Origin of the sequence: Acidiphilium sp. C61 (assembly GCF_905116885.1) — a bacterium.
In the GTDB taxonomy this organism is placed as follows: Bacteria; Pseudomonadota; Alphaproteobacteria; order Acetobacterales; family Acetobacteraceae; genus Acidiphilium.
Map to the genome: position 1 here is coordinate 2506612 of NZ_CAJHNI010000005.1, position 19583 is coordinate 2526194.

General features: G+C 67.0%; 14 protein-coding genes. 10 read left to right on the forward strand and 4 right to left on the reverse strand.

Features of this window, described 5'->3' with window-relative positions; all coding sequences use genetic code 11:
- The first annotated feature begins 33 nt into the window (after positions 1–33).
- Positions 34–1491, forward strand: a complete 1458-nt coding sequence (locus HUW10_RS14620; RefSeq protein WP_174504157.1) for an MBOAT family protein — start codon at positions 34–36, stop codon at positions 1489–1491.
- Positions 1491–2561, forward strand: coding sequence for a hypothetical protein (locus HUW10_RS14625; protein ID WP_174504158.1), 1071 nt, complete (start codon positions 1491–1493; stop codon positions 2559–2561). The genes HUW10_RS14620 and HUW10_RS14625 overlap by 1 nt, the downstream gene beginning before the upstream one ends.
- On the opposite strand, the gene HUW10_RS14630 is transcribed toward HUW10_RS14625, so the two are convergent.
- Entirely contained in the window at positions 2455–3015 is a 561-nt protein-coding gene (locus tag HUW10_RS14630; protein WP_174504159.1) for a nucleoside 2-deoxyribosyltransferase, read from the reverse strand. The genes HUW10_RS14625 and HUW10_RS14630 overlap by 107 nt on opposite strands.
- Positions 3012–5039, reverse strand: a complete 2028-nt coding sequence (locus HUW10_RS18555; RefSeq protein WP_174504160.1) for a sigma-54-dependent Fis family transcriptional regulator — start codon at positions 5037–5039, stop codon at positions 3012–3014. Before HUW10_RS18555 ends, HUW10_RS14630 begins: the two co-directional genes overlap by 4 nt.
- 295 nt (positions 5040–5334) lie before the next feature.
- On the opposite strand from HUW10_RS18555, the gene HUW10_RS14640 reads away from it, so the two are divergent.
- The 6 genes from HUW10_RS14640 (at position 5335) to HUW10_RS14665 (ending at position 13147) form a co-directional block, all read left to right on the forward strand.
- The gene (locus HUW10_RS14640; protein WP_174504161.1) at positions 5335–7176 is read left to right on the forward strand and encodes a methanol/ethanol family PQQ-dependent dehydrogenase; all 1842 of its coding nucleotides are present in this window, start codon (positions 5335–5337) and stop codon (positions 7174–7176) included.
- Positions 7177–7326: 150 nt separating this feature from the next.
- The gene (locus tag HUW10_RS14645) at positions 7327–8211 is read left to right on the forward strand and encodes a transporter substrate-binding domain-containing protein (protein ID WP_174504162.1); all 885 of its coding nucleotides are present in this window, start codon (positions 7327–7329) and stop codon (positions 8209–8211) included.
- Positions 8212–8253: 42 nt separating this feature from the next.
- Positions 8254–9006, forward strand: a complete 753-nt coding sequence (locus tag HUW10_RS14650) for a c-type cytochrome (protein WP_174504163.1) — start codon at positions 8254–8256, stop codon at positions 9004–9006.
- 224 nt (positions 9007–9230) lie between these two features.
- Positions 9231–9803, forward strand: a complete 573-nt coding sequence (gfa, locus tag HUW10_RS14655) for an S-(hydroxymethyl)glutathione synthase (protein WP_174504164.1) — start codon at positions 9231–9233, stop codon at positions 9801–9803.
- Between the two features lie 129 nt (positions 9804–9932).
- Positions 9933–11042 carry an S-(hydroxymethyl)glutathione dehydrogenase/class III alcohol dehydrogenase gene (locus tag HUW10_RS14660; protein WP_174504165.1) on the forward strand — a complete coding sequence of 370 codons (1110 nt, stop codon included), beginning with the start codon at positions 9933–9935 and terminating at the stop codon, positions 11040–11042.
- Positions 11042–13147, forward strand: coding sequence for a TonB-dependent receptor (locus HUW10_RS14665; protein WP_174504166.1), 2106 nt, complete (start codon positions 11042–11044; stop codon positions 13145–13147). The genes HUW10_RS14660 and HUW10_RS14665 overlap by 1 nt, the downstream gene beginning before the upstream one ends.
- 23 nt (positions 13148–13170) lie before the next feature.
- Here HUW10_RS14665 and HUW10_RS14670 read toward each other — a convergent pair whose 3' ends face one another.
- Positions 13171–14577: an FAD-binding oxidoreductase gene (locus tag HUW10_RS14670; protein WP_174504167.1), complete on the reverse strand. Its 1407-nt coding sequence runs from the start codon at positions 14575–14577 to the stop codon at positions 13171–13173.
- Between the two features lie 194 nt (positions 14578–14771).
- On the opposite strand from HUW10_RS14670, the gene HUW10_RS14675 reads away from it, so the two are divergent.
- Positions 14772–16436, forward strand: a complete 1665-nt coding sequence (locus tag HUW10_RS14675; protein WP_174504168.1) for a PQQ-binding-like beta-propeller repeat protein — start codon at positions 14772–14774, stop codon at positions 16434–16436.
- A complete protein-coding gene (locus HUW10_RS14680; RefSeq protein ID WP_174504169.1) occupies positions 16436–17680 on the forward strand; it encodes a c-type cytochrome in 1245 nt (414 codons plus the stop codon). Before HUW10_RS14675 ends, HUW10_RS14680 begins: the two co-directional genes overlap by 1 nt.
- 174 nt (positions 17681–17854) lie before the next feature.
- On the opposite strand, the gene HUW10_RS14685 is transcribed toward HUW10_RS14680, so the two are convergent.
- Complete coding sequence (locus HUW10_RS14685; protein WP_174504170.1) at positions 17855–19528, reverse strand: NADPH-dependent assimilatory sulfite reductase hemoprotein subunit; 1674 nt, start codon at positions 19526–19528, stop codon at positions 17855–17857.
- Positions 19529–19583: the final 55 nt, after the last annotated feature.

Below are 19583 nucleotides of genomic sequence, written 5' to 3' on the forward strand. Positions count from 1 at the left end.
AAGGTGATTTCAACCTAAGCGGGTATTTCGATCGTGCTTTTCAACTCGCCCCTTTTCGTCTTCGGGTTTCTGCCGGTCTTTCTCGCCGGATTCGCCCTGGCCGGGCGGATTGCCGGGGCGCGGGCCGCGCTCGGCGTGCTGCTGCTGGCAAGCCTCGTGTTCTACGGGTGGTGGAAGCCGCTGCTGCTGCCGCTGCTGGCAGGATCGATCCTCGGCAATTACCTGCTGGCCGATGCGATGCGGCGGTCGCGCCGGACGCGGCGCTGGCTGATCTTCGGGCTTGGCGCGAACCTGCTGCTGCTGTTCTGGTTCAAATATGCCGGTTTGCTGGCGGCGAGCGGGGCGGCGCTGCTCGGCCTGCCCGCGCCGGCGCTCGGCATCCTGCTGCCGCTCGGCATCAGCTTCTTCACCTTCCAGCAGGTGATGTATCTGGTCGATACCGCGCGCGGCGAGGTGCCGGCGTGCGGCTTTCTCGACTATGCCTGTTTCGTCGCCTTCTTCGCGCATCTGATCGCCGGGCCGATCGTCCGGCCGGGGGAGATCATTCCGCAATTCGCCCGCCATCGCGGCCGGGTGCGGCAGGAGGATCTCGTTGCCGGCATCGAGATCTTTCTCCTCGGCCTCGGCAAGAAGCTGGTGCTGGCGGACAGTCTCGCCCGCTTCGCCGATCCCGCTTTCGCGGCGGCATCCGCAGGGCATTCGCTGTCGCTCGTCGAGGCATGGGTGGCGCTGCTCGCCTATGGCGCGCAGATCTATTTCGATTTCGCGGGCTATTCGGACATGGCGATCGGGCTCGCGCGGATGATCGGCATCGGCTTTCCGCTGAATTTCCGCAGCCCCTATCAGGCGCGCGACATCTCGGATTTCTGGCGGCGCTGGAACATCACGCTCTCGCTCTTCCTGCGCGACTATCTCTACATCCCGCTCGGCGGCAACCGGCGCGGCGAGGTGCGGCGCAATCTCAACCTGATGATCACCATGCTGCTCGGCGGGCTGTGGCATGGCGCGGCGTGGTCGTTCATGCTGTGGGGCGGGCTGCACGGGCTGTATCTCGTGATCCATCACCAGTGGCGGCGGTTCGGGGTGCGCCTGCCGCTTCTGGCGGCGCAGGGGCTGACGCTGCTGGCGGTGCTGCTGGCCTGGGTGCCGTTCCGCGCCGACAGCCTCGCCGCCTGCCGGATCGTGCTGCGCGGGCTCGTCGGCGCCGGCGGGGTGCTGCTGCCGCGCCAGCTCATCGCCGCGATTCCCGCCCTCGGCGCGGTCGCGCGGCCGGTCGCGGTGCTGCCCTGGCTTGGCGCGGCGCGGACGATGAGCGTGGTGCAGGGGGCGGCGCTGATCGCGCTGGCCTGGGGGATCATGCTGCTCGCGCGCGACATCCACACGCTCGGGGTGCGCGGGCGCAATGCCGCGCTGATCGCCGGTTTCGCCTTTACCGCGCAGGCGCTGATCTTCGCGCCCTTTGCGCTTCCCTTCATCTATTTCCAGTTCTGATGCGCCGGTTGTTTCTCTGCGCCATCGCCTCGCTCGCGCTCTATTTCGCAGCCTTCGCCCTCGTGCTCGACCGCCCGCTCTCGCTCGGCCTGCTGCGGCTGGAGATGCGCGAGAAACTCGCCCGCGGCGCGGCGCTGCCCTCGCCGAAGCTGGTGATCCTTGCCGGGTCGAACGGGCCCTATTCGCATTCCTGCCGGGTGATCGGCGCGATGCTGGCGCTGCCGTGCGAGAATGGCGGCATCGCCGTCGGCATCGGGCTCGACGATCTGTTTCTCCGCTGGCTTCCCCTGCTGCATCGCGGCGATGTCGTCTACCTGCCGATGGAGGTGCAGCAATACGACGTCAGCCCTGCGGCGAACCGGATGGATGTCGATGGCGCCATGCTGTTTCGCCACGACCGCGCGCTGCTGTGGCGCATGAAGCCGGGGCGGATACTCGGTGCGGCCTTCCACAACACGATGCCGGACGGGCTGGAGGCGCTGGCGGAGATGGCGGCGCGGACGGGCGGGATTGGCCATTTGCGCGCGCGGCTTGCCCGCGAGGAGGATGCGCAGGGGGATGAGATCGGCACGTCGCTCGCCACCGCCGACCGCGCCTTCCTCGCCGGGCTGCATCGGGTCGAGCCATCGGCGCGGGCGATCCGGGACGGGTATGGCACGGTGCTGATCGGCCGGTTCGTCGCCGCCGCGACGGCGCGGGGGGTGATCGTGATCGGCGGGCTGCCGACGGATTTCCGCGATGTCAGGCTGAGTGCTGCGGATACAGGCGCGATCCGCGCCGTCTATCGGCTTCATGGCGGGCGGTTTCTCGAACTCGCCGGCCGCAGCCGCTATCCGCGCGCCGATTTCTACAACAGCGAGGATCATCTGGCGCAGCCCTGCCAGTATTTTCATTCCATGCTGGTCGCGCGCGGCCTCGCCCCTCTGCTGCACCGGCGCGTCGTCGCGCCGGCGGCGGCGACGCTCAGCCTGGCGGCGACCTGCCCGCAAGAAACGCTGCCGCCCGCGCAACACAGCGTTCGAACATCGCGAGCGAGTCGAAGGGCAGGTCCTGCCCGTCCGGCGGGGTGAGCAGCCCGCCTTCGAGCGCGCCGATCACCATCAGATTGTCGCCGAGGCCGAAATCCTCGATCGCGGTGCCGGCCACCGGATCGGGCTGGGCCGCGACCTGCATGCGGCTGCGGGCGGCGAACGGGATGGCGGCGTTGGAATAGCCGAAACAGGGCCGGCCCCGGCCGAGGAACCAGCCGAGTTCGACCAGCGTGCCGGCATCGGCCGAGGCGCCGCGGAACGGGCTGAGATGGGCGATGACGATGTCGCTGCGCTCCATCATCGCGACGTCCTGGCGGAAGATCGCCTGCCACAGCGCCTCGCCGGGCCGGCAATCGGGCGGCGGCGCATCGAGCGGGGCGAGCGCCTCGATGCCGTGGCGCGCCGCGATGGCGATCCTGCGCGCGGCATGGGCGGCAGCACCGGGCAGGAACAGGTCTGGCCCGGCGAGATAGGCGATGGGCCTCCGCGTCACTTCGGCTCGTTCATCAGGCCGAAGCGGTGCAGCTTCCGGTAGAGCGTGTTGCGGCTCATGCCGAGGCTGGCGGCGGTGGCGCCGATGCGCCAGTGATGCGCATCGAGTGCCGCGACGATGCGCGCGCGTTCGGGATCATGACTGGGATCGGGATCGTGACCGGGATCGTGATCGGGATTGGCGACGGTTACTTGCGGCGTGGCCGCAGGGCCGCCCATCTGCCGGACGATCATGTGCGGCAGGTGATGCACCTCGATCCGGCCGGAATCGGCGAAGGCGATGGCGGTCCGCAGCGTGTTGCGCAGCTCGCGGATATTGCCCGGCCAGTCATAGGCGGTCATCGCCGCCATCGCGGCGGGGGCGATGCCGACCGCGCCGTCCTCGCTCTCCTCGGCGCAGATCGTCTCGATCAGGCGCTGGCGGTCGGCCCGCTCGCGCAGCCCCGGCATGGTGAGGGCGACGCCGTTGAGCCGGTAGTAGAGGTCCATGCGGAATTCGCCGCGCGCGACCATCGCCTCCAGATCGCGGTGGGTGGCGCTGATCACCCTGATATCGATCCGGATCGGCGTCGTGCTGCCGAGCGGCACGATCTCGCGCTCTTCGAGCAGGCGCAGCAGCCGCGCCTGGATGGTGAGCGGCATGTCGCCGATCTCGTCGAGGAAGAGGGTGCCGCCATGCGCCGCCGCCGCCTTGCCGCGCGCCCCGCCCGGCCGCGCGCCGGTGAAGGCGCCGGCCTCGTAGCCGAACAGCTCGCTCTCGATCAGCTGCTCGGGGATCGCGGCACAGCTCATGGCGATGAAGGGCGCGCCGCCGCGGGCGCTGGCGGCGTGGATGGCGCGGGCGAACGTGTCCTTGCCGGTGCCGGTCTCGCCGAGGAGGAGGATGTTGATGTCGCGGTTCATCACCCGCTCGGCGCGCCAGACGTTATGCGCCATTGCCGGATCGGTGCCGGCGAGGGCGGCGAGCGGGGCCGGCGCGTCGCGGCGCGGCCGGGTCATGGCGGGCAGCGTCCGCGCCGGGCGTTCCACCTCGATCGCGCGGCGCTGCGCGGTGGCGCCGGCGGCGAGGCGGGCGCGGGCGCGTTTCGCCGGCCAGACGCTGGCGAAGCCGTGCCGGTCGTTGCCATGGGCGATCGGCCAGATGGCGAAGGGCTGGGTTTCGGCGTGTTCCAGCAGACGGTCGAGCGAGATGTCGAACACCTCGGCCACGCTGCGGCCGACCAGCGTCTCGTGCCCGCTGGCGCCGAGCATGGCGGGCACCGAATTGTCCACCGCGCGGATCAGCCCGTCACCATCGACGGCGAGCAGAGAGTCGTAGGGCAGGCCGACGAGTTCGGGGCGCTCGTGAAAGCGCATGATCATGCAGTCGCGGAAATTGTTGGTGAAGTGCAACTGTTCGATGATGCGGGCGGACATGCTGACCAGGGCGATGGTCGGCACCTGGGCGGCGCGGCTGTCGTCGCAATCGAGGCAGGTGGCGTCGATCGCGCCGAGCAGCCGGCCATTCGCACCCCATACCGGCACCGCCGAACAGGTCATGTTGTTGTTGCAGGTGAAGAAATGCTCGTCGCGGTGGACGACGCGCGAGCGCCGGTCGTGCAGCGAGGTGCCGGGGCCGTTCACGCCGGCATGCGGCTCGTCCCACAGGAAGCCGGGCACCATGTTCGCGGCCCGCGCGCGGCCGGCATTGGCGGTGTCGGTAAAGACGTCGAGCACGGTGCCGTCGGCGTCGGTCAGCATCAGCACGTAGCGCGACGGGGCGGCGGAGGTTGCGGTCTGCTGGCCGATCTGCCCGAGCAGGCGGTGCATCTCGACCCGGCCGAGACGCTCGAACAGCGCGTGTTCCTCGCGGATCCGCCGCAGTGCGGCGCCACCCACATGCACGGCCGCCGGCGGTGCCTCGGGGTTCAGTCCATACTCGTCGCGGCAGCGCCGCCAAGCCGCCTCGATATAGTCCTCGTGCCGGAAGTCCCGGCCGGGCGGCGCCGCTGCGGCGCGCGCCCATCCCTGCTTCATGTCGGTCATCTTCTGGTCGCTCCCCTGACCGGATCCGCTGCCATTCGCATGCCGCTCTTGTGACGGCTTGTCGGGTGACGACAGCGCGAGACAGAGTGTTCCACACAAATTACACATTGTCACCCTGTTCCGCGGCGCTCCGCCACAGGCTTCGGCACAACCTCAGGATTTGCGCCGCCCCGGCACCGCCGGCGCGGTTGGCACGCGAATTGCTGGATCAGATGCCAGCCGGGGAAATCCGGTAACGCGTCAAACGTCCGCAGCCGTCGTCATGTGGCGCCGGCGCACATCTGGAGGGAGCGTAATGACAAGACTTGGGACGAAATCGCTGAAGCGGTCGCTGCTGGCGGCCAGTTTCGGCATCCTGGGGGCAGGGGCGCTTGTGCTTTCCGCGCAGGCGGCTGGATCCGGCAGCGAGTCGCTGGTGCAGATGCAGAAGAACGCCAATGACTGGGTGATGCCGACCGGCACCTACAATAACTGGCGCTACAGCACGCTTGACCAGATCAACGCGAAGAACGCGAAGAACATGCAGGTCGCGTGGACGATGTCGACCGGGACCAATCGCGGCCTCGAGGGCCAGCCGATCGTCATCGGCAACATGATGTATTACGAGACCTCCTATCCGAACTACGTCTACGCCATCAATCTGGACCACCCCGACCAGATCGCCTGGAAATACACCCCGCCGCGCGACACGAACGCGCCGCCGGTCGCCTGCTGCGACGTCGTCAACCGCGGGCCGGCCTATGCCGACGGGATGGTCTTCGTCGACGCGCTCGACGCGAAGCTCTATGCGCTCGATGCCAAGACCGGCAAGGTCGTGTGGTCGGCCCAGAACGGGCACCCGACTGATGGCCAGACCATGACCGGCTCGCCGATGGTCGTCGGCAACAACGTCATCATCGGCATCGCCGGCGGTGAATACGGCGTGCGCGGCTACATCACCGCCTACGACATCCATACCGGCAAGATGGTCTGGCGCGGCTACAGCGAGGGCCCGTCGAAGGACACGCTGATCGATCCGGCGACGACGATCGATGGCGCGACCGGCAAGCCCGTCGGCCCGCATTCGAGCACCAAGACCTGGCAGGGCGACGAGTGGAAAGTGGGCGGCGGCACCACCTGGGGCTGGTATTCCTACGATCCGAAGCTGAACCTGATCTATTACGGGTCGGGCAACCCCGGCACCTGGAACCCGAGCCAGCGCCCCGGCAAGAATCGCTGGTCGATGACCATCTGGGCCCGCAACCCCGAGACCGGCAAGGTCAAGTGGGTGTATCAGATGACCCCGCATGACGGCTGGGACTATGACGGCGTGAACGAGATGGTTCTCGTCAACGTCAAGGATCATGGCAAGGAAGTGCCGGCGCTGGTGCATTTCGACCGCAACGGCTTCAGCTATGTCATGAACCGCGCGAACGGCAGCCCGATCGCGATCCACAAATACGATCCCTCGGTGAACTGGGCGACCGGGATCGACCCGAAGACCAACGAGCCGATCGTCGATCCCGCCAAGATGACCGAGGCGGGCAAGAACGTGAAGGACATCTGCCCCTCGTCGCAGGGCGACAAGGACGAGCAGCCGGTTTCCTACGATCCGAAGACCGGCCTGTTCTACGCGCCGCTGAACCACCTGTGCATGAGCTACCAGGCGTTCAACGTGAAGTACAAATCCGGCTTCCCGTTCGTCGGCGCCATCGTGAACATGATCCCGGGGCCGGGCGGCTATCGCGGCCGCTTCATCGCCTATGACCCGATGACCGGCAAGACCAAGTGGCAGATCCACGACATGTTCCAGGATTGGGGCGGCGCGCTGACCACGGCGGGCAATGTCGCGTTCTACGGCACGCTGAAGGGGATGTTCCGCGCGGTGGACATCCAGACCGGCAAGATCCTCTACCAGTTCAAGACGCCGTCCGGCATCATCGGCAATCCGATCACCTACATGCATGATGGCAAGCAGTATGTGGCGGTGCTGAGCGGTGTCGGCGGCTGGGCCGCGATCGGCATGGCGGACAACCTGCACAAATCCTCCGCCGGTCTCGGCGCGGTGGGCCTGAACGCCACGCTGACCGACTACACGAACCTTGGCGGCACGCTGATGGTGTTCTCGCTGCCCTCGAAAGTGGCCAGCGCGAACTGAGGCGCGTCTTGACCATCCAGCCCGGGTCGCTCCCCTGCCCGGGCTGGAACTTTTTCTGCCTTGCCCGCTCGCGTGGCCACGCGCGGCGGGCGCCTGCAACGACAGGAACCGGCCCGATATCCGGCCGGCCATGCTGACGGAGTGAAACCCATGAAATCGTCGATGACCCGCTGGATGATGTTCGCGGGCTGTGCCGCCTTCCTCGCCGCCACACCGAAGGGCAGCGCCGCGGCCAGCACAACCGCTCAGCCCTCCAAGACCAGCCATTCCGGCACCAGCCATGTGCTGCGTGTTTGCGCCGATCCCGGCTACCTGCCCTATTCGAACCGCGCCGGCGAGGGCTTCGAGAACAAGATCGCCGAACTCGTCGCCCACGCGATGGGCCGCAAGCTCGAATATACCTGGGCGAGCTACCGCGCGCATGGCGGCTTCTCGAACTTCCTCGCCCTCAATCTCGACGCGCGCAAATGCGACGTTATCATGAACCTGCCGGCCGGCGACAACGAGGAGCTGGCGACCAAGCCCTATTACCGCTCCTCCTACGTGTTCGTGACCCGCAAGGACAAGCATCTGCACATCCGCTCGATGCGCTCGGTCTCGATGCATTCGGTCAAGATCGGGTTCGAGGCGGAAACCACGCCGGAGACCGCGGTCAAGATTCTCGGCCTGATCCGCAATGCCGTGGTGTTCCACGTCGCCGGCAATCCCGCCGCCTCGCCGCGCGAACTGCTGCAGGCGGTGCAGGATGGCAAGGTCGGCGTGATGGTGACCTGGGAGCCGGCGATCGGCGCGTTCATGAAGGATTATCCCGATCTGCAGCTGCGCCGGGTGCCGTCGGAGGAATACGGGCCGGGGCTGCCGGCGGTGCATTATTCCTATGCGATGTCGATGGGCGTGCGGAAGGGCGACACCGCGCTGCGCGCCGCACTCGACAAGGTGATCGCCACCCACAAGGCGGAGATCGCCGCGACGCTCGCGAAATTCAATGTCGGTCTGATGCCGAACCCGCGGCACTACAATTACTCCAACGGCTGAAACGGGCCGCGCCACGATCCGAAGCATGAGAAAGTGATACGCATGACCAAGAGTTCGATTTCATCATTCATCGGCGCGAGCGTGATTGGCGCCGCCGCTGCCGGGCTGCTCAGCGCGGCGGCCTTTGCCGCCGGCGGCGCGGGCGCGATGCCGAAGGGCGAGCAGCTCGCCAAGGGGAGCGACTGCTTCTCCTGCCACGCGATCAACCAGAAGGTCGTCGGCCCCGCCTTCGACGCCGTGGCGCAGAAATTCGCCGGCCAGTCCGGCGCCGAGGACACGCTGGTGAACGCGATCCGCAAGGGGCATGTCGGCACCTGGGGCAAGATCCCGATGCCAGCGCACCCGCAGCTCTCGGAGGCCGACACCAAGGAGATCGTCTCCTGGATCCTGAGCCTCAAGGGGGCACAAGCCGCGGGCGCGCCGGCCGCCGCGTCCGGCAAGACCTACAGCTACAAGGTCAACGGCAAGACGGTGAAGGTCGATTTCCCGATCTTCCAGCCCGGCACCGAAAAGGTGACCAAGGATGTCTTCCGCGGCTACGAGCTGTTCAACTCCTACTGCTTCCGCTGCCATGGCGAGGATGCCGTCGGCGGATCCTACGCGCCCAACCTGCGGGCGTCGCTGAATAACGGCATGACCGAGGCCGGCTTCACCAATGTCGCGATGACCGGGGTGAAGGCGAAGGGCATGCCGAGCTGGGCCGGGTTCTTCACCCCGCACCAGATCCACGTGATCTACCAGTATGTGAAGGCACGCGCGGTCGGCGCCGTCGGCACCGGCGCGCCCAAGGAGTGACGGGGCGGGGCCACGCCCAAGGAGTGACGATGTGGGGACATGCCCAAGGAGTGACGATGCGGGGCCATGCCCAAGGAGTGACGATGCGGGGCCATGCCCAAGGAGTGACGATGCGGGGCCATGCCCCGCGCCGGATCAGGATGTTCTGGGTATCAACAATATAGAGCACGACATCCGATCCGGATGGATCGGAAACCGCTCTGAACGAAAGGGAGTTCGGAAACATGGCCATCTCGCTGCATCCGTCCATCGACAATGGAATCAAGCCGGGCGCGTCCGGCTTTGCCGGCGGCACGCTGCGCTGCCACTGCCCGAGCCACCAGGTGGTGGTGCGCGTCGATTCGCAGACCGCCCACAACCACGCCTGCGGCTGTTCCAAATGCTGGAAGCCGGCAGGGGCGAAATTCTCGGTCGTCGCGGTGGTGCCGCGGGACAAGGTTCACATCGTCGAGAACGGCAACAAGCTGCACATCGTCGATCACAACGCGGTCATCCAGCGCCATGCCTGCCGCGAATGCGGCGTGCACATGTTCGGCCGCATCGAGAACAAGGACCATCCGTTCTACGGGCTCGACTTCGTGCATACCGAGCTGTCGTCCGACCAGGGCTGGTCGGCGCCGGAATTCGCCGCCTTCGTCTCCTCGGTGATCGAACAGGGCACGCCGCCCGCGGAGATGGGCGCCATTCGCGCGCGCTTGAAGGAACTCGGCCTTGAGCCGTATGACTGCCTCTCGCCGCCGCTGATGGACGCCATCGCGACCCATGTCGCGAAGGCGAACGGCAAGCTCGCGGCCTGACCGCCCTGGAGCCTGATCCGGCCGGGTGGCATCGCCCGGTCGGAGCGAGAGAGGCTCCGCCGATCAACAGCATGGCGTGATGGTGCCGGCCCCGCGAGGCCGGACGGCGCGCCGAGGAGGATGGATACGATGGACGTTCGCGCCGCGATTGCGTGGAAAGCCGGCGAAAAGCTCGAACTCGGCACCGTGCGGCTGGAAGGGCCGAAGGCGGGCGAGGTGCTGGTCGAGGTCAAGGCCACCGGCATCTGCCATACGGACGAATACACGCTTTCGGGCGCTGACCCCGAAGGGCTGTTCCCGGCGATTCTCGGCCATGAGGGGGCGGGGGTCGTGGTCGATATCGGCCCCGGTGTGACCAGCGTGAAGAAGGGCGATCACGTGATCCCGCTCTACACGCCCGAATGCCGGCAGTGCAAATCCTGCCTGTCGCGCAAGACCAATCTCTGCACCGCGATCCGCGCGACCCAGGGCAAGGGGGTGATGCCGGACGGCACCTCGCGCTTCTCCTGCGACGGCGAGCCGGTGATGCACTACATGGGCTGCTCGACCTTCGCCAACTACACCGTGCTGCCGGAGATCGCGCTGGCGAAGGTGCGCGAGGACGCGCCCTTCGACAAGATCTGCTATATCGGCTGCGGGGTGACCACCGGGATCGGCGCCGTGATCAACACCGCCAAGGTGCAGCCGGGCGACAATGTCGTCGTCTTCGGTCTCGGCGGGATCGGCCTCAACGTGATCCAGGGCGCGCGTCTCGCCGGTGCGAACATGATCGTCGGCGTCGATCTCAACAACGGCCGCAAGCCGATGGCCGAGAAATTCGGCATGACGCATTTCGTCAACCCGGCCGAGATCGGCGAGGATCTCGTGCCCTATATCGTCAACCTGACCGATGGCGGCGCGGACTATTCCTTCGAGTGCATCGGCAATGTGAAGGTGATGCGCCAGGCGCTGGAATGCTGCCATCGCGGCTGGGGCACCTCGATCATCATCGGGGTCGCCGGCGCGGGGCAGGAAATCTCGACCCGGCCGTTCCAGCTGGTCACCGGGCGCAACTGGCGCGGCACCGCGTTCGGCGGCGCGCGCGGCCGCACCGATGTGCCGAAGATCGTCGACTGGTACATGAACGGCAAGATCAACATCGACGACCTGATCACCCATGTCCTGCCCTTCGAGCAGATCAACGAGGGCTTCGAGCTGATGCGCAAGGGCGAGAGCATCCGCAGCGTCGTCGTCTACTGATGTCCCGCCGGCTCTGCCTGTTCGCCGTGTCCCTTCTCGGGGGCACGGCGTTCGCTGCCCCGGCACGCGGGCAGGTGGCACAGCCGCTGGTCGTGCCCTCGCCGGGGGAGATCGCGATCCGCAAGATCGTGGTGAGCGCGACCCGCACGCCGGAGCCGAGCTTCGATGTTCCGGTGTCGATCTACAGTGTTTCCGGCCGGCAGGTCAGCCTCGCCAACGAGGAGGAGAACCTCAGCGAGACGCTGAACCGCGTGCCCGGCATCGATGTGCAGAACCGGCAGGATTATGCCCAAGGGTTGCGCATCACCTCGCGCGGGTTCGGCGCGCAGACGCCCTTCGGCGTGCGCAACATCCGCATCCTCGTCGATGGCATGACGCTGACCGGGCCGGACGGGACGACCGATTCCGAGGTGATCGATCTTGGCGACATCAACCGGATCGAGGTGCTGACCGGCCCGTTCTCGGTGCTCTACGGCAATGCCTCGGGCGGGGTGATCCAGGTGTTCAGCAAGGATGGCCCGGCCCGGCCGACGGTGAGCGGCGGCATCACCGCCGCCTCCTATGGCGGCTGGCGCGTCGGCGCGAGCTATGGCGGCACGGCGCGCCTCGGGCAGGACGGTTCGTTCAACTACATGATGAACGCATCGGATTTCTACACCGGCGGCTACCGCCAGCACAGTGCTGCAAGGCGCCAGCAATTCTATGGCAAGTTCCGCGTCGAGGTGAGCCCGGACACCAGCTACACCCTGCTCGTGGATGGGCTGAACGAGCCCTATTCCGAAGACCCCGGCGGGCTGACCGCGGCGCAATATCACGCCGATCCGACCCAGGCCGGCACCAACACCGAAAAATTCGGCACCCGCAAGGTGCTGCGCCACCTGCAATTCGGGCTGGTCTTCAACCATCGGTTCAACGCGCATAACAGCGTGCGCGTCGTCGTCTACGAGGCGACGCATTCGGTGCTGCAATTCCTGCCCTTCACCGGCAATTTCGCGGCCTCCGGCGGCGGCGTGGTGGATCTCGCCCGCAAATCCGGCGGGATCGATGCCTCCTTTACCCATAAGGACCGGGTCGCCGGCATTCCGCTCACCCTCGTGAGCGGGGTCGATTTCGGCTACGAACAGCAGCACCGCAAGGGCTATGTCAACGAGTATGGCGCGATCGGCGCGCTGCGCCGCAACGAGCAGGACGTGGCGCGCAATATCGCCGAATACGCGCAAGTGAACGCCCACCTGACCAGGCGCACGACATTGGTCGTCGGGCTTCGCCACAGCAACGACTATTTCAGCGTGACCGACAATTACGTGACCAGCGCGCTGACCAACGATTCCGGTTCGGTCAGCTATGGAAACACGAGCCTCGTTGCCGGCGCGACCTATCACCTGACGCCGACGACCAATCTCTACGCCGATTACGGCGAGGGGTTCGAGACGCCGACGCTCGATCAGCTTGCCTACCTGCCCAATGGCCAGGCGGGGTTCAATTCCGCACTCCGCCCCACCAGCAGCCAGAATTTCGAGGCCGGGATCAAGAGCCTGATCGGCGCCGATACCTATCTCCAGCTCGCGGTGTTTCACATCCATACCAACAACGAGATCGAGGTGTCCTCCTCGAAGGATGCGCGCACCGCCTATTCCAACCAGGGGCAGACGGCGCGCAACGGCGTCGATCTCAGCATCGACACGCATCTGCCGCATCATCTCGAACTTTACGGCTCCTACTCGCTGCTGAAGGCGCATTTCCTCGCCAACCAGTTCGCCGGCAAGGCGCTGCCCGGCGTGCCGGACCAGCGCATTTATGGCGAGCTCGACTGGCACGATCCGGCAAGCGGGTTCTACGCCCAGGCGAATGGCCAGTGGCAGAGCCGGATGTATGTCGATTCGCAGAATTCGGCCTATGCGGCGGGGTATTTCACCGCCGGGCTCGCCGCCGGGTTCCGCGAGGATTTCGGGCCGATCCGCTTCAACGAGTTCGCCCGCATCGACAACCTGTTCAACCGCACCTATGTCGGCGCCGTGGTGATCGCGGCGAGCAACGCCGCCTATTACGAGCCGGCGCCGGGGCGGAATTTCGTGATCGGGATGCGCGCGCGCTACCGGTTCTGAGCGGGAGCGCGGGCGACCTCAGGTCAGAACAGCTTGCCGGGATTGAGCGTCGCCGCCGGGTCGAGTGCGGCGCGGATGCGGCGCATGATCTCGCGCTCGGGGGCGGCGCGCCAATGGGCGAAGGCCTCGGTCTTGACCAGGCCGATGCCGTGCTCGGCGGAGAAGCTGCCGTCGAGTTCCATGACGATGGCGTTGACATCCTCCATCAGCGCCTCGGCGCCGGCCATGAAGGCGGCGGGGTCGGCCCCCTCGGGTTGCAGCGCGTTGAGATGGATGTTGCCATCGCCGATATGCCCGAAAGCGACCATGCGGGCGCCCTGGTGGCGGGCGGCGAGCATGGCGGCGGCGCGCTCCAGCAGGGCGGGGACGGCGGCGACCGGCACCGAGACGTCGTTCTTCACCGAGGCGCCGGCGCGGCGCTGCGATTCGGAGAGATGCTCGCGCAGCGCCCAGAAGGCGGCGCGCTGCGCCTCCGATTCGGCGAGTGCGGCATCGCCGATCACGCCATCCCGCAGCGCATCCGCCAGCACCTCCTCCGCGGTGTCGCGCAGGCTGTCGCCGCGCCGCGTGGTGGCGAGTTCGAGCAGGACGTAGTGCGGCGCGGGGGCGGCCAGCGGCAGGCGGAAATCGGGCATGTGCGCCGCGTTCACCGCCATGGCGGCGCCGGAGATGTATTCGAAGGCGTAGAGCGCCGCCTCGTCCTCGTTGCGGAAGCGGGCGAACAGGTCGAGCACGGCATCGACGCTGTCGAGCGCGCAGAAGCAGGTCTGGTACTGGCGCGGCGCGCGGGCGAGGCGCAGCACGGCGGCGGTGACGATGCCGAGCGTGCCCTCGGCGCCGGCGAAGAGCTGGCGCAGCGCGTAGCCGGTATTGTCCTTGCGCAGCCGGCGCAGCCCGTTCCACACCGTGCCGTCCGCCAGCACCACTTCGAGGCCGAGCACGAGGTCGCGCGCATTGCCGAATCGCAGCGTGTTGTTGCCGCCGGCATTGGTGGAGATCACCCCGCCGATCGTCGCCGAGCCCTCCGAGCCGATGGACAGCGGCAGCAGCGCGCCGGCGGCGCGGGCGGCCTCCTGGGCTGCGCGCAGCGGCACGCCGGCCTCAAGCTCGATGGTCAGCCCCGCGGGGTCGAGGGCGCGCACCGCGTTCATCCGCGCGAGCGAGAGCACCATCTCCCGCCCCGCCATGGCCGGCACGGCGCCCGCGACCATCGACGTGTTGCCCCCCTGCGGCACCACCGGCACGCCGGCGGCGGCGCAGAGCCGCAGGGCGGCGGCCACGCCCTGCGCATCGCGCGGGCGCAGCACGGCGCGCGGGGTGTTGCTGAACAGGCCGCGCCAGTCGGCGCCGTAAGGGGCGATCTCGTCGGCGGCGAGGAGCACGCCGCCCGGCCCGAGTGCGGCCGCAAGCTGGTCGATCAGGTCTGGCATGGGCCGACTATATCGCCATTTCCCGGCGGGGAAAGCCGCCCTCGCGCGGCGGCGTTGCTCCGTTTGGGAACAGCCTGTCGCAAAGTGGACACGAAAGCTTGATCGTTTCGCCGCTTATGATAGCGTTATCACGCAGCCACGGGTGCGTCACCGCGTCCCGGCACGCAGCCTGATTTTCAACAGGGGAAACGAAGATGAAGTCGAATTGGATCAAGGGAGGCCGCGGCCTCGTCGGCGGCGTTGCCGCCGCCGCTCTCGCCGCCGGCATTGCCGGGATTGCCCATGCGGGCGCCATTTCCAACACCACGCCGACGCCGAAGGACTACACCAACACCGCGGCCAGCAACTCGACCTGGATTCTCGGTGCGAAGAACTACGACAACAACCGCTACGTCGATATCGGCGAGATCACCCCGGACAACGTTTCCAAGCTGAAGCCGGTCTGGACCTTCCAGGTCTCCGACAACGGCCCGATCGAGGCGGCTCCGGTGATCTGGAACGGCACCGCCTACATCACCTCGGCGCATGACCACGTCTATGCCGTCGATGTGAAGACCGGCAAGCTGAAGTGGGAATTCTCCGACAATCCCCATGTCATCTCCTTCGCCGCCAACCGCGGCGTCACCCTGCTCGACGGCAAGGCCTATCTCGCGACGCTCGATGGCCACCTGATCGCGCTCGACGCGACGACCGGCAAGAAGGTGTTCGACAAGGTCGAGGTCTCCGACACGGCGAACTCGTTCTACACGATGCAGCCGCTGCCCTACACCAACCCGAAGACCGGCAAGACAGTGCTGCTGCTCGGCATCTCCAACGGCGACTGGGGTGGAATCGGCGTGATCCAGGCGATCAACCCGACCACCGGCAAGGTCGAGTGGAAATACGAGACCATCCCCGGGCCGGGCCAGAAGGGCCACAATACCTGGAGCGGTGATTCGTGGAAGCGCGGCGGTGGTGCCGTGTGGACGATGATGGCGCTGAACCCGAAGACCGGCATGCTCTATGCCAATGCAGGCAACCCGCAGCCGGACTTCAACGGCCCGGCGCGCAAGGGCTCGAACCTCTATTCGGACAGCCTGCTCGCGATTAACATCTCGGGTGCGAAGCCGAAGATGGTCTGGGCGCACCAGTTCATCCCGCATGACACCCATGACTGGGATCCGGTGATGCCGCCGATCCTGTTCACCGGCAAGGTGAACGGGCAGGAAATGCCGCTGGTCGCCGATGGCGACAAGGCGGGCAATTTCTGGCTGCTGAACTCGCAGACCGGCAAGCTGGTGAGCCATCTCGCCATTGCCATGCAATACCACCTCAACCTGCCGCCGAGCCTGAAGGGCAACGTGGCCTGCCCGAACACCAATGGCGGCGTCGAATACAACGGCGGCAGCTACGATCCGAAGACCAACATGATCTACCTGCCGAGCTCGAACGAGTGCGGCTTCTGGCGGTCGACGAAGAAGGTGGTCTACATCGCCGGGCAGTTCTACCTCGGTGGCGCGTTCCCGAAATTCGTCGGGCCGAACACCGGGCAGTTCAACGCGATCGACGTGAATACCGGCGTCTTCGCGTGGCGCGACAATTCCAAGCTGCCGATGGCGGGCGGCGCCCTCTCGACTTCGACCGGTGTCGTCTTCACCGGTCTCGAGGATGGTGACTTCAACGCCTATGACGCAACCTCCGGCAAGAAGCTGTGGAGCTATGATACCGGCTCCCCGATCATCGCGCCGCCGGTTGCCTTCACCCAGGGCAACACGGAATACGTCGCGGTTGCGTCCGGCCAGGCTGGCAACCAGATGCTGCCGACCATGCCGAAGACCAACAAGGGCACCATGCTGACCATGTTTGCGCTGGCGAAGTAATGTCACCGACTGGTTTTGCGCGTAGCCTGATCATCGCGGGGGCGGCATTTGCCGCCCTCGCTCTGCCTTGCGCCCATGCCGCCGCACCCGCTTCCGATCAGGCGCGGGCGGCGGCGACGCTGGCCAATATCCGTCTCGCGGTCGGCACGATCATGACCGTCGAGAACGACGCGACCAACGGCCCCGCCCGCTACAAGGCGGCCGCCCATCGCGCGATCAACCTGCTCGTCGGCACCAAGGACGAGGCCTACGATGCCGCCGCCGGCCTGCCCGGCGATCCGGTTGGCGCGATCGGCGAGGTCAACACCCTGCTCGACCGCCGCGCCTCGCCGCCTTTCGTGCCGATGCTGCATGGCGTGCTGGTCAACCTGCAATCCTCGGTCGCGAGCCTGCAGGACGCGGCCAAGGCGCGCGGGCTCGGCGCCTATGAGGTCGACGTGTCGCAGGCGTTGCAGACGCTGGCGATGGCCGAAGGCCGCCCCGGCGCGCATGACGTCTTCGGCGGCATGCTCGGTGCGATGGCCAATACCGGGCTTGGCGTGCCTTCCGGCGCGCCGGTCGAGAATGGCTGTGCGGCGCCGCGCGCGCCGGGCTATGGCATGGCGCAGGGCTGGCTGGTATGGCGAGCCGTGAAACTCGGCAGCACGCCGATCGCCACCGCCGGCGCCGCCATGGTCAGGAAGGAAGGTTCCATGCTCGTGCTCTACACGCCCGTCGCCGCGATGGTGCAGCATCTCTGCGCCGCCAAGGCGACCCACCACGCCGCTGCCCAGGCGATGATCCGGCCCGCCGCCGCCCCGGTCGCGAAAGCGCCGGTCGCCCGGCTGATCCGCGTCTCCGCCACCAGCAGCGATGGCGGCGTGTCCTACACCATGGCGCAGGCCACCGCCGGCAAGGCGGTATATGCCGCGCATTGCGCAAGCTGCCATGGCGCCAATCTGCAGGGCGTCGCGGCACCGGCGATCGCCGGCAAGGACTTCCTGACCACCGCGAACAAGAACGGCTATTCCGCCTCGATCCTGAACACGATCGTCACGCAGAACATGCCGTTCAACGATCCCGGCTCGCTGAAGCCGGCGGAATATGCGGATGTGATGGCCTATCTGCTGGCGGCGAACTGCTTCCCCGCCGGCAAGACCGCGTTTCCGACCGATCCCGGCAGCAGTTTCGGGACGGTGAAACTCTCGACCCCGACCCATCCGGCCGGCACGCCGGACAAGTTCGGCGTCTGCGCGGTAAAATAAGTCCACCGCGCGACATAGAGCATCATCTGATCAGATGGAAACATCTGATCAGATGATGCTCTAATTATCAATGTGGTAGAGCACTAAATCCGATCCGAAAGGATCGGAAAGTGCTCCAGGGTTGAAGCCAACCTGGCCGGAGCGAAATCTCCGGCCAGGTTTTTTCATGCAAGCTCAGACGATGCCGGCGCGCCGCGTGTAGTCGCCGAAACCCTCGCCCGGCTGGCGGTCCTTCGCATAGGCGGCGATCACCGGCTCAAGGGCGGCGAGGATTTCCGCCTCGCCGGCATTCTCGCGATAGACCGTGTTGAGCCGCGAGCCGTCGGCAGCACCGCCGAGCATCAGGTTGTATTTGCCGGGATTGCGGCCGACCAGGCCGATCTCGGCGATATAGGGCCGGGCGCAGCCATTGGGGCAGCCGGTCATGCGGATGGTGATTTTCTGCTCCGCAAGCCCGTGGCCGGCGAGAATCCCGTCGATCTTCGCAACCAGCGTCGGCAGATAGCGCTCGCTCTCGGCCAGGGCGAGGCCGCAGGTCGGCAGGGCGACGCAGGCCATCGCCCCTTCGGCGAGGCGGGACACGTCCTGGCTCACCCGGTGTTCGGCGAGGATCGTATCGATCGCGGCGCGCTCGGCATCGTTCGCGCGGGCGATGATGATGTTCTGGTTGGTGGTCATCACGATCGCGCCGGTGTCGATGAGGCCGGGCAGGGCGGCGATGGCGGCGAGGGCGGATTTCAGCCGCGCATCGTCGCGGTCGGCGATGCGGCCGTTGACGATGTTCAGGGTGAGGTGGTGGTGGCCCTCGGCGTCGGTGGTCCAGCCGAGCTGGTCGTGATTGCCGGCGAAGGTGAAGGGGCGGGCGGGTTCGAGCGGGGTGCTCATCCGGCGGTTGACCTCGGCGCGGAACCAGTCGACCCCGTGGGTGTCGATCGTGTATTTCAGCCGGGCGTGCTTGCGGTTGGTGCGGTCGCCGAAATCGCGCTGGGTGGTCAGCACCGCCTCGGCCGAGTCGATCAGCAGATGCGCCGGGCAATAGCCGATCACGTCGCCCACCCGCGGATAGGTTTCAGGCTCGCCATGCGTCGCCCCCATGCCGCCGCCGACCACGACATTGTATCCGGCGATCACCCCGTTCTCGACGATGGCGATGTAGGAGAGGTCGTGGGCGAAGACGTCGACATCGTTCGAGGGCGGCACGGCGATGGCGATCTTGAACTTGCGCGGCAGGTAGGTCGCGCCATAGATCGGCTCGGCCTCCGGTTCGCCGCCGAGCACCCGCTCATCGCCGATGAACACCTCGCGCCAGGCGCCGGTGCGCGGCAGGAAATGCGCCGAGAGCACCCGCGCCGCCTCCGCCGCCTCGGCATGGGCGCGGGAGAGATAGGGGTTGGCGGTGGAGATCACGTTGCGGTTCACATCGCCGCAGGCCGCGATCGTGTCGAGCAGGGCGGCGTCGATCGCCTGCAGGGCGGCGCGCACGTTCGACTTGATGATGCCGTGGAACTGCACGGTCTGGCGGGTGGTCACGCGGATGGTGCCGTTGGCCCGCTCATCGGCGATGCGGTCGAGCGCGATATACTGGCGCGGCGTCAGCACGCCGGCGGGAATCCGCAGCCGCGCCATGAAGGAATAGGCGCGGTCGAGCTTGCGCTTGGCCCGTTCGGGGCGCAAGTCGCGGTCGTCCTGGACATACATGCCGTGGAACTTGACGAGCTGGCCGCCATCCTCGGTCAGGCCGCCGAGCGCCTGCTGGCCGAGTTCCTCGACCAGCGTGCCGCGGAGAAAGTCGCTCCGCGCCTTGATGTCCTCGTTGCGGGAAAGCTGAATGACGTCACGATCCGCCATGGTGCAATCTTTCGGTTGGTGCATCACCCGATCCGATGGAGCCATCTGACCGGAC

What these genes read in the sequence shown, in the direction of transcription:
- HUW10_RS14685 (WP_174504170.1), bottom strand. Translation starts at nt 19,528, where the DNA reads ATGGCGGATCGTGACGTCATTCAGCTTTCCCGCAACGAGGACATCAAG.
- HUW10_RS14650 (WP_174504163.1), top strand. Translation starts at nt 8,254, where the DNA reads ATGACCAAGAGTTCGATTTCATCATTCATCGGCGCGAGCGTGATTGGC.
- HUW10_RS14645 (WP_174504162.1), top strand. Translation starts at nt 7,327, where the DNA reads ATGAAATCGTCGATGACCCGCTGGATGATGTTCGCGGGCTGTGCCGCC.
- HUW10_RS14670 (WP_174504167.1), bottom strand. Translation starts at nt 14,577, where the DNA reads ATGCCAGACCTGATCGACCAGCTTGCGGCCGCACTCGGGCCGGGCGGC.
- HUW10_RS14660 (WP_174504165.1), top strand. Translation starts at nt 9,933, where the DNA reads ATGGACGTTCGCGCCGCGATTGCGTGGAAAGCCGGCGAAAAGCTCGAA.
- HUW10_RS14680 (WP_174504169.1), top strand. Translation starts at nt 16,436, where the DNA reads ATGTCACCGACTGGTTTTGCGCGTAGCCTGATCATCGCGGGGGCGGCA.
- HUW10_RS14665 (WP_174504166.1), top strand. Translation starts at nt 11,042, where the DNA reads ATGTCCCGCCGGCTCTGCCTGTTCGCCGTGTCCCTTCTCGGGGGCACG.
- HUW10_RS18555 (WP_174504160.1), bottom strand. Translation starts at nt 5,039, where the DNA reads ATGACCGACATGAAGCAGGGATGGGCGCGCGCCGCAGCGGCGCCGCCC.
- gfa (WP_174504164.1), top strand. Translation starts at nt 9,231, where the DNA reads ATGGCCATCTCGCTGCATCCGTCCATCGACAATGGAATCAAGCCGGGC.
- HUW10_RS14675 (WP_174504168.1), top strand. Translation starts at nt 14,772, where the DNA reads ATGAAGTCGAATTGGATCAAGGGAGGCCGCGGCCTCGTCGGCGGCGTT.
- HUW10_RS14625 (WP_174504158.1), top strand. Translation starts at nt 1,491, where the DNA reads ATGCGCCGGTTGTTTCTCTGCGCCATCGCCTCGCTCGCGCTCTATTTC.
- HUW10_RS14640 (WP_174504161.1), top strand. Translation starts at nt 5,335, where the DNA reads ATGACAAGACTTGGGACGAAATCGCTGAAGCGGTCGCTGCTGGCGGCC.